Consider the following 9,593-nt stretch of genomic DNA (forward strand, 5'->3'; position numbering starts at 1 on the left):
GCCGCGGCCGCGGGTTCCTGCGCAACCGGGCTGGAAGGCATGGCGGGCGGCGCAACGGGCCCCGGCACCGGCGGGCGGACGAGGCCTTGCGGAATTTGCGCCACCAGGCAGGCCCGGCCATCGAACACCGTGCCGCAGGTGCCGCAGCGCACCAGGCCATTGCGCACCCGCAATTGGTCGGGTACCACCTTGAAGGCGGTGCCGCAGTGCGGGCAGCGGGTCGTCATGGCCATGGCGATTCCCCGGTATGCGGCTCAGGCCTTGCGTCCGTGCAGGCAGACCCAGCCATCACGGGCCTGCCAGACCGACATGGCCAGCCAGGGCGCGTACGCAGTAGCCACTTCTTCGGCCTGCCGCTCCAGCACGCCCGACAGCACCAGTTGGCCGCCCGGCGCCACCCGCCCGGCCAGCATGGGCGCCAGCACTTTCAGGGGATTGGACAGGATGTTGGCCACCACCACCTGGTAGGTGCCGTCGGCCAGGGCATCGGGCAACAGGGCCTGCAGATCCACCTGATTGACCAGGGCGTTGTCGGCAGTGGCCTGCACCGCCTGCGGATCGATGTCGACCGCGTCGGTGGCGCCGGCCCCCAGCTTGCGGGCGGCGATGGCCAGGATGCCGGAGCCGCAGCCGTAGTCGAGCACCGTGGCGCCTGGGGGCAGTTCGGCTTCGAGCCAGGCCAGGCACAGGTGCGTGGTGGGGTGGCTGCCCGTGCCGAATGCCAGGCCGGGATCAAGTTCGATGTGGATGGCGTCGTCGTCGAGCGCGGCGCGGCCGGCGGACGCATCGTCGCGGTGCCAGCTGGGCACGATCCACAGGCGCTGGGAAATCTGGATGGGGCCGAACTGCGATTGCGTCAACCGCACCCAGTCGGCATCCGGGACGTCGCGCAGCGTCCAGCCGCCGGCCTGGATGGGATCCAGCCCTGCCGCGGCCATGGCCTGTTCGTAGATCTGGGCAGGACCGGCGCCATCGGGCAGCAGGGCCACGACGCGGTTGCGGTTCCAGGCCTGCACGTCGGGCTCGGTGCCGGGCTCGCCGAACAACGGGCGCTCGGCCTCGGTGCCCAGATCGGCGTCTTCCACCGATACCGACAGCACGCCGGCCTCGAGTAGCGCATCGGACAGCGCTTCGGCCTGCGCCTCGAGGCAATGAAGCACGAGTTCACGCATGACGGGTTCTTCCGGTGGGGCGGGCCAGCGCGGCCCGCCTGGGCATCAAGGGCGCTGGGCCAGCTTGTGCTCGAGATAATGAATGCTGGTGCCGCCCTCGATGAAGCGGGCGTCCTGCAGCAGTTCGCGGTGCAGCGGGATATTAGTGGAAATGCCTTCCACCACCATCTCGGACAGCGCGATGCGCATGCGGGCCAGCGCCTGGTCGCGCGTGTCGCCGTACGTGATGACCTTGGCGATCATCGAGTCGTAGTTGGGCGGCACGAAATAGCCGTTGAAAGCGTGCGAATCGATGCGCACGCCGGGGCCGCCCGGCGTATGCCAGTTGGTGATGCGGCCCGGGCTGGGCACGAAGCGGAACGGGTCCTCGGCGTTGATGCGGCATTCAATGGCATGGCCCTTGAACACGACATCGCGCTGACGCAGCAGGAATTTTTCGCCCGCGGCGATGCGGATCTGCTGCTGGACCAGGTCGACGCCCGTGATGAGCTCGGTTACCGGGTGTTCGACCTGGATGCGGGTGTTCATTTCGATGAAATAGAACTCGCCGTTCTCGTACAGGAACTCGAACGTGCCGGCCCCGCGATAGCCCATTTTGCGGCAGGCGTCGGCGCAGCGGTCGCCGATGCGCTCGATCAGGCGGCGGGCAATGCCCGGCGCCGGCGCTTCTTCGATGACCTTCTGGTGGCGGCGCTGCATGGAGCAGTCGCGTTCGCCCAGCCAGACGGCATTGCGGCCGCCGTCGGCCAGCACCTGGATTTCCACATGGCGCGGGTTCTCGAGGAACTTCTCCATGTAGACTTCGGGGTTGTTGAAGGCCGCGCCGGCTTCGGAACGCGTCATGGCCACGGCATTGAGCAGCGCGGCTTCGGTATACACCACGCGCATGCCCCGCCCGCCGCCGCCGCCGGCGGCCTTGATGATGACGGGGTAACCCACTTCGCGGGCAACGCGCACGATTTCCTGCGGATCGTCGGGCAAGGCGCCTTCGGAACCCGGCACCACCGGCACGCCGGCTTCGATCATGGCGCGCTTGGCGCTGACCTTGTCGCCCATCAGGCGGATGGTTTCCGGACGCGGCCCGATGAAGACAAAGCCGCTTTTCTCGACGCGCTCGGCGAAATCGGCATTTTCGGACAGGAAGCCGTAACCGGGGTGGATGGCTTCCGAATCGGTGACTTCCGCCGCCGAAATGATGGCGGGCATGTTCAGGTAGCTTTCCCGCGAGGGGGCCGGCCCGATACACACCGATTCGTCGGCCAGGCGCACATACTTGGCGTCGCGGTCGGCTTCGGAATGCACGACCACCGTCTTGATGCCGAGCTCGCGGCAGGCGCGTTGAATGCGCAGCGCGATCTCGCCGCGGTTGGCGATCAGGATTTTTTCGAACATATCAGCAATCAGCCAATGACGAACAGGGGTTGGCCGTATTCGACGGGTTCGCCGTTTTCAACGAGGATTTCTTTGATGACGCCGGACTTGTCGGCCTCGATTTCATTGAGCAGCTTCATGGCCTCGATGATGCAGAGCGGGTCGCCTTCTTTGACGGTTTGCCCCACATCGACGAACGGCGCGGCGCCGGGGTTTGGCGCGCGGTAGAAGGTGCCCACCATGGGGGCCTTGACCGCATGGCCTTGCACCACCGGGGCGGCTTCGGCCGCCGGAGCGGCGGGCGCGGCCGCAGCGGGAGCCGGCGCGGCGGGGGCCGCGTCGGGCATGTGGTAGGCAACCGGTTGCAGCGTCTGGGAGAACTTGACGATGCGGACCTTGCCTTCGCCCTCGGTGATTTCAAGCTCGGCAATGCCCGATTCCGCCACCAGGTCGATCAGGGTCTTGAGTTTTCGGAGGTCCATAGAAGCTGCTTCCCGATTAATGTTGGCGACGCGTCTGTATCAGGCCGCGCCGTACCGCATGTGGAATAAAAAGTTGAATCCGGAGACTGGAGTGCGGCACTAATGCCGAGCCGCATAACGCAGCGCCGCGTCGTAGCCGTCTGCGCCCAGGCCGCACACCAGCCCGACCGCCAGGTCGGACAAGTAAGAATGCTGCCGGAAGGGTTCGCGTTTATACAGGTTCGACAAATGTACTTCAATAAAAGGAATAGCAACCGCCGCCAGAGCATCGCGAACCGCCACGCTGGTGTGCGTATAGGCTGCCGCATTGATGACGATGAAATCGGTGCCGTCCTGGCGAGCCGCCTGGATGCGCTCGACCAGTTCGCCTTCGTGATTGCTTTGCCATGCCGTCAGCCCCACGCCCAACTGCGCTGCCAGCGTTTCCAGGCCCTGGTTGATTTGCGCCAGCGTGAGGCTGCCGTAAAGATGGGGCTCGCGTGAACCCAGCAGGTTCAGGTTGGGGCCGTGCAGTACCAGGATCTGTTGCGCCATGAGAGGTGCGCCGGAGGGCTAGCCGCGCAAAGTGTCGGCAAAACTATCGATAAACCGCCTTTTTACGCCTATTCACATCATTTGTCCAACAGATACCGCAGAAACCCCTGCTACCGGCGACATTGCGCAATGCAATGTCAGGCGGCCAGCCCGCGCAGCGTGCGGTCGAGGTCGTCGAACTGGACCTGGCCGAGGATTTTCCGGTTAATTCGGCCATTTTCGTTGAAAACCAGCGTAAAAGGCAGTCCGCCAGCCGGGTTACCCAAGGTACGCAGGGTATCGACAGCCCCCGGCCCCATGACCAGCAGTGGGTAGGACACCGGCACTTTCTTGATGAAATCGCGCATGTTCTCGGGTTTATCGACACCGATGCCAACAAACTGGATGCCTGGGTACTTTTCGTGCAATGCCTGCAATTCGGGCATTTCTTTGACGCAGGGCGCGCACCAGGTTGCCCAGAAATTGACCACCATGGGCTTGCCCTGCCAATCGGCCAGACGACGGGGCGTGCCGTCGAGATCGGGCAACGGCATGGCTTGCAGCGCGGCCACGGGGTCGCCGCTGGCGGCGCCGGCGGGCGCGTTGGCGTTCTGGCGGCGATAGTCGTGCAACGCATAGCCGCCCGCCGCGGCCACCGCCGCCGCACCGGCCAAATACACAAAGAGTCGACGGTTCATGGGCGTGATGATAACCGCAGGCGGCGCGCGCCGGGCGTGCATCTACAATGCGCCCAGGAGAACATCAATGCACCTGCATATTCTTGGCATCTGCGGCACTTTCATGGGCGGCCTGGCGCTGATCGCCCGGGCGGCCGGGCATCGAGTCACGGGCTGCGACGCGGCGGTCTACCCGCCGATGAGCACCCAGCTGGCCGAGCAGGGAATCGACCTGATCGAAGGCTACGGGGCCGACCAACTGGCCCTGGCCCCCGACCTGTATGTCATCGGCAACGTGGTCACGCGCGGTAACCCGCTGATGGAAGCCATTCTGGACAGTGGCGCGCGATATGTATCGGGGCCGCAGTGGCTGGGCGACAACATTTTGCCCGGCGCCCACGTGCTGGCCGTGGCCGGCACGCACGGCAAGACCACCACCAGTTCGATGCTGGCCTGGATACTGGAAGCGGCCGGCCTGCGGCCCAACTTCCTGATAGGCGGCGTGGCGCACGACCTGAAGGTCTCGGCGCGCTACGACCCGGCGGTGCGGCCCTTTGTGATCGAAGCGGACGAGTACGACACGGCTTTCTTCGACAAGCGGTCGAAGTTCGTGCACTACCGGCCGCGCACGGCCATTCTGAACAACCTGGAATACGACCACGCCGACATCTTCCCGGACCTGGCGGCCATTGAAACCCAGTTCCATCATCTGGTGCGCACCATTCCCGGCAGCGGCCGCATCGTGCTGCCCACCGGCAGCGAGGCGCTGGACCGCGTGATGGCGCGCGGCTGCTGGTCGGAAACCACCCGCTTCGGGGCTGGCGGAAGCTGGCAGGCCGGCCCGGCCGACAACGATGGCGCCTTTGAAGTGCGGCGCGACGGCCGCGCCATTGGCACCGTGGGCTGGACACAGGGCGGCGAGCCCACCCGCCTGAACGCCCTGGCGGCGCTGGCCGCGGCCGAGCATGCCGGCGTGGACGCCGCGGCCGGGGTAGACGCGCTCAGCCGGTTCGGCGGCGTGAAGCGGCGCATGGAACTGCGCGGCACGGCGGGCGGCGTCAAGGTTTACGATGATTTCGCCCACCACCCCACCGCCATCGCCACCACCCTGGAGGGCCTGCGCCGCCAAGTGGGCGCCGCACGCATCCTGGCGGTGCTGGAACCGCGCTCGAACACCATGAAGCTGGGAGCCATGGCGGCCCGCCTGCCCGGGGCGCTGCAACTGGCCGATCAGGTGTATTGCTTCGGCGCCCGCAGCGGCAAGCATGCCCTGGGCTGGAACCCGGATGAAGTGCTGGCCCCGCTGGGCGGGCGGGCGGCCAGCTTCGATGACCTGGATGCCCTGGTGGCCGCGGTGGCGCGGGCCGCCCGGCCGGGCGACCACGTGCTGGTCATGAGCAACGGCGGCTTCGGCGGCGTGCATGGCAAGCTGCTGGACGCCCTGGCGCGGGAGGCGCGATGATTCTTTACCTGCACGGCTTTCGCTCATCGCCGGATTCCTTCAAGGCCCGCCTGATGGCCCGGACCCTGGCCGAGCGCGGGCTGGGCGGCGAACGCGACTGGCAATGCCCGCAGTTGCCGGCCAGCCCGAAACAGGCGCTGGACCTGGCCATGGACCTGGCCAGGCGGCAACTGGCGCAGGCCGATGGCCCGCGGCAGTTGACGATAATAGGCTCGTCACTGGGCGGCTACTATGCCACCTGGCTGGCCGAACAGCTGGATTGCCGGGCCGTGCTGCTGAACCCGGCCGTCGAGGCCGCGCGCGACCTGGCCACGCAGGTGGGCACGCACCGCATGTATCATTCGGACGCGCCGTTCGAGTTCCGCGCCGCCTACGTAGACGAGCTGGCCGCCACGCGGGTGGCGGCCATTACCCAGCCCGAGCGGTATTTCCTGGTGGCCGCCACAGGCGACGAAGTACTGGACTGGCGGGAAATGCAGCAACGCTACGCCGGCTGCCGCCAGCGCATCGTGCAGGGCAGCGACCACGGCTTGTCGGATTTTGAACGCTGGCTGCCCGAAGTGCTGGATTTTGCCCAGGCCTGGCCCGCCGCCTGACGCGATTCGAGCATCAACAATATATATATAGACACAAAGGCCGCTCCCGGCGAGCCTGCGCGGCCCCCGCGCCCTGGATGGACTGATTTATGTACGTGTTTTACGAAGAAGACGGCGGTTTCAAGGCGGGCAACATCCTGTCGGAAACCGATGCCAGCCTGCAGGTGGAATCCGAATCGGGCAAGCGCAGCAAGATCAAGCGTGCCAGCACGCTGTTCACCTTTGCCGAGCCGGCGCCGTCCGCGCTGCTGAGCGAAGCCGCGCAGGCGGCCGAGGCGCAGGACCTGCAGTTCCTGTGGGAATGCGCGCCGCAGGAAGAATTCGACTCGGCTGCGCTGGCGGCGGACTATTTCGGCCACGCCCCCAGCGCCGTGGAGCAGGCCGCTCTGCTGATGCGCCTGCATGGCGCGCCGGCGTATTTCCACCGGCGCGGCAAGGGCCGCTACCGCCCTGCGCCGCCCGACATCCTGGCCGCCGCCCTGGCCGCCCTGGAAAAAAAGCAGAAACAGGCCGAACAGCAACAGCATTGGGTCGACGAGATGGCGGCCGGCCGCCTGCCGGAAGAAATCGGGCAAGCAGCCGAAACCCTGCTGATCCGCCCGGACAAGAACGGCATGCCATGGAAGGCGCTGGATGCCGCCTGCGCCCGGCTGCAGAAAAGCCCCGACCGGCTGCTGCTGGAACTGGGCGCCTGGCCGCACGCCCTGGCCCTGCACAAACGCCGTTTCCTGGCCACGCATTTCCCGCGCGGCACTGGCTTTCCCGATGTGCCGGTGCCGGCGCTGGAGCGCGAACTGCCGCTGGCCGATGCGGAAATTTATTCGGTGGATGACATCACCACCACCGAGATCGACGATGCGTTGTCGGTAACGGCCCTGCCCGACGGCAAGGTGCGCGTGGGCATCCACGTGGCGGCGCCCGGGCTGGCCGTGACGCGCGACAGCGAGCTGGACAAGCTGGCGCGCGCGCGCCTGTCCACGGTGTACATGCCGGGCGAGAAAATCCCCATGCAGCCCGACACTGTCATCCAGGCGTTTTCGCTGGATGCGGGCCGCGAAGTGCCGGCCTTGTCGCTGTACGTGACGGCTGACCCGGCTACCGGCGAGATCGCCGCGTCCGAGACCCGCCTGGAGCGAGTGGTGGTGCGCGAGAACCTGCGCCACAATGACCTGGACGGCCAGATCACCGAGGCGGCCCTGGCCGACCCCGCCGCCCCGCTGCCCTACGGGCACTGGCTGCGGCCCCTGTGGCAACTGGCCGGCGCCTTGTCGGCGCAACGCGACGCGGTGCGCGGCAAGCCCGAAAACAACACCCGGGTGGAATACAGCTTTTACCTGGACGGCAACCCCGACGACCCGGACACTCCGGTGCGCCTGGTGCCGCGCCAGCGCAATGCGCCGCTGGACCGCATGGTGGCCGAATACATGATCCTGGCCAATAACGTCTGGGGCGGCCTGCTGAACCAGCACGGCGTGCCGGGCATTTACCGCTCGCAGCAGGCCGGGCGGGTGCGCATGAGCACCCAGGCCCTGCCGCACGAAGCCATTGGCGTGCCGCAGTACGCGTGGAGCACCTCGCCGCTGCGCCGCTATGTAGACCTGGTCAACCAGTGGCAGTTGATTGCCGCGGTGGAACACGGCGTGTCGGCGCGGCTGGTGGCGCCGTTCAAGCCGCGCGATGCCGACCTGTTCGCCATTATTGGCGCCTTCGACGCCCAGTACGCCGCATGGAACGAGTTCCAGGGCGGCATGGAACGCTATTGGTGCCTGCGCTGGCTGAAGCAGCAAGGCATTACCCGTGCCGTGGCGCACGTGCTGCGCGAAGATCTCGTCCGCCTGGGCAACGCGCCGCTGGTCACGCGCGTGGGCGGCATGCCCGAACTGGAACGCGGCACGGCGGTGGAGCTGGACATCCTGGGCATGGACGAACTGGCGCTGGAACTGGACTGCCGGTATGTGGGCCCGGCGGGCTGACGCATCCGGAGTCACCGCGTTCCGGCTTCAGGCGTCTAAAATGCCTGCGTGCAACGTTCTGCTGACTCTTATTCGACGCCGGGCCGTTTCTTGCACTGGCTGAGTGCGCCCGCCCAGCACTACTTGCGGATCGGCCTGGCGATCTCGCTGCTGCTGCACGCCGGTGCGCTGGCGTGGCGCTTCGCCGCGCCGGCTGCCAGCCGGCCCATGCAGGCTCCGCTGGAAATCGTGCTGGTCAATGCCCGCACCGAATCCGCCCCGGCGCAGGCACAGGTAATCGCCCAGAACCAGGTCGATGGCGGCGGCAATGCCGACCGAGGCGGGGTTGCCACCACGCCCTTGCCCCGCACGGGCGAATCGGCCGAGACCATCGTATTGCAGGCCATGCGCAAACGGCAGGCCCAGCTCGAAGCCGAGCAAGTCAAGCTGCTGACCCAATTGCAGGCACAGCCCAAGGCCGGCACGGAACGCCAGCCCGTGTATCCCTGGCCGGACGCCACCGCCCAGGGTGAAGACGTACACGAGCAGCCCGGCCTGGTACAGAACGCCCAGGTAGCCGCCCTGGCCTCGCGCATCCAGTCGTACAACGCGCAGCCACGCAAAGAATTCGTGGCGCCGTCGGCACAGGCCTCGCGCTACGCGGCCTACATGGATGCCTGGCGCACGCGCATCGAGGCCATCGGCACCCAGCACTACCCCGACGAGGCGCGCGGCCGCATCTACGGATCGCTGCAGATCACGGTATCGGTACGCGCCGACGGCAGCGTGGCCAATGTCGAGATCGACCAGCCGTCGGAACATGCCATTTTGAATCAGGCGGCGCGCCGCATTGTGCAGTTGGCGGCCCCCTTCCCGCCATTCCCGCCCGACATCGCCAACGAGGCCGACATGCTGGTCATTACGCGCACCTGGCATTTCGTCAACGACACCCTGGAAACCCAAGCCCCATGACGCAGGCCAGTTCTCCGCCCCGCTATGCCGTGATCGGCAATCCGATCGCGCACAGCCGATCACCGCAGATCCACGCCATGTTCTCGGCACAGACGGGCATACCCCTGCAGTACGAGCGGCTGCTGGCCCCCGTGGACGGCTTCGCGGCCACGGTGCAGGCCTTTCGCGAACAGGGCGGGCTGGGGCTGAACGTGACCGTGCCTTTCAAAGAGGAAGCCCGCGAGCTCGCCGCCGCGCACCTGAGCGAGCGGGCACGCCTGGCGGGCGCCGTGAACACCCTATGGCTGCGGGACGGCACCTGGCATGGCTGCAACACCGACGGCGTGGGGCTGGTCAGCGATCTGCTGCGGCTGGGCGTGGTGCTGGAAGGCGCCCAGGTGCTGCTGGTGGGCGCCG

At 67.0% G+C, this 9,593-nt stretch carries 10 protein-coding genes and 1 pseudogene; 5 read left to right on the forward strand and 6 right to left on the reverse strand.

Annotated elements, in window-relative coordinates; all coding sequences use genetic code 11:
• The 6 genes from LPZ50_RS16810 to LPZ50_RS16835 form a co-directional block, all read right to left on the reverse strand.
• Positions 1–233, reverse strand: a 233-nt coding sequence (locus tag LPZ50_RS16810) for an MJ0042-type zinc finger domain-containing protein (RefSeq protein WP_230662832.1), incomplete at its 3' end; no start/stop codon positions are given.
• Positions 234–254: 21 nt separating this feature from the next.
• Entirely contained in the window at positions 255–1,172 is a 918-nt protein-coding gene (gene prmA / locus LPZ50_RS16815; RefSeq protein ID WP_230662834.1) for a 50S ribosomal protein L11 methyltransferase, read from the reverse strand.
• A 45-nt stretch (positions 1,173–1,217) separates the two neighbouring features.
• Positions 1,218–2,564: an acetyl-CoA carboxylase biotin carboxylase subunit gene (gene accC, locus LPZ50_RS16820; protein ID WP_230662836.1), complete on the reverse strand. Its 1,347-nt coding sequence runs from the start codon at positions 2,562–2,564 to the stop codon at positions 1,218–1,220.
• Positions 2,565–2,572: 8 nt separating this feature from the next.
• Positions 2,573–3,025, reverse strand: a complete 453-nt coding sequence (gene accB, locus LPZ50_RS16825; protein ID WP_230662838.1) for an acetyl-CoA carboxylase biotin carboxyl carrier protein — start codon at positions 3,023–3,025, stop codon at positions 2,573–2,575.
• A 99-nt stretch (positions 3,026–3,124) separates the two neighbouring features.
• Positions 3,125–3,559, reverse strand: a complete 435-nt coding sequence (gene aroQ, locus LPZ50_RS16830) for a type II 3-dehydroquinate dehydratase (RefSeq protein ID WP_230662840.1) — start codon at positions 3,557–3,559, stop codon at positions 3,125–3,127.
• 137 nt (positions 3,560–3,696) lie between these two features.
• Positions 3,697–4,236 carry a TlpA family protein disulfide reductase gene (locus tag LPZ50_RS16835; RefSeq protein WP_230662850.1) on the reverse strand — a complete coding sequence of 180 codons (540 nt, stop codon included), beginning with the start codon at positions 4,234–4,236 and terminating at the stop codon, positions 3,697–3,699.
• Positions 4,237–4,303: 67 nt separating this feature from the next.
• Here LPZ50_RS16835 and mpl point away from each other — a divergent pair, with 67 nt between their 5' ends.
• The 5 genes and pseudogenes from mpl to aroE form a co-directional block, all read left to right on the forward strand.
• Positions 4,304–5,677 (forward strand): UDP-N-acetylmuramate:L-alanyl-gamma-D-glutamyl-meso-diaminopimelate ligase, encoded by a 1,374-nt coding sequence (gene mpl / locus LPZ50_RS16840; RefSeq protein WP_230662842.1) that lies wholly within the window; start codon positions 4,304–4,306, stop codon positions 5,675–5,677.
• Positions 5,674–6,273, forward strand: coding sequence for a YqiA/YcfP family alpha/beta fold hydrolase (locus LPZ50_RS16845; protein ID WP_230662844.1), 600 nt, complete (start codon positions 5,674–5,676; stop codon positions 6,271–6,273). Before mpl ends, LPZ50_RS16845 begins: the two co-directional genes overlap by 4 nt.
• Before the next feature lie 89 nt (positions 6,274–6,362).
• A complete protein-coding gene (locus LPZ50_RS16850) occupies positions 6,363–8,246 on the forward strand; it encodes a ribonuclease catalytic domain-containing protein (protein WP_230662846.1) in 1,884 nt (627 codons plus the stop codon).
• A gap of 48 nt (positions 8,247–8,294) precedes the next feature.
• Positions 8,295–9,197 carry a TonB family protein gene (locus LPZ50_RS16855; protein WP_230662848.1) on the forward strand — a complete coding sequence of 301 codons (903 nt, stop codon included), beginning with the start codon at positions 8,295–8,297 and terminating at the stop codon, positions 9,195–9,197.
• Positions 9,194–9,593: pseudogene (gene aroE / locus LPZ50_RS16860) on the forward strand (shikimate dehydrogenase); the annotation flags it as partial. The gene LPZ50_RS16855 and the pseudogene aroE, both read left to right, overlap by 4 nt.

Origin of the sequence: Bordetella petrii, from assembly GCF_020991325.1 — a bacterium.
GTDB lineage: Bacteria > Pseudomonadota > Gammaproteobacteria > Burkholderiales > Burkholderiaceae_B > Bordetella_A > Bordetella_A petrii_E.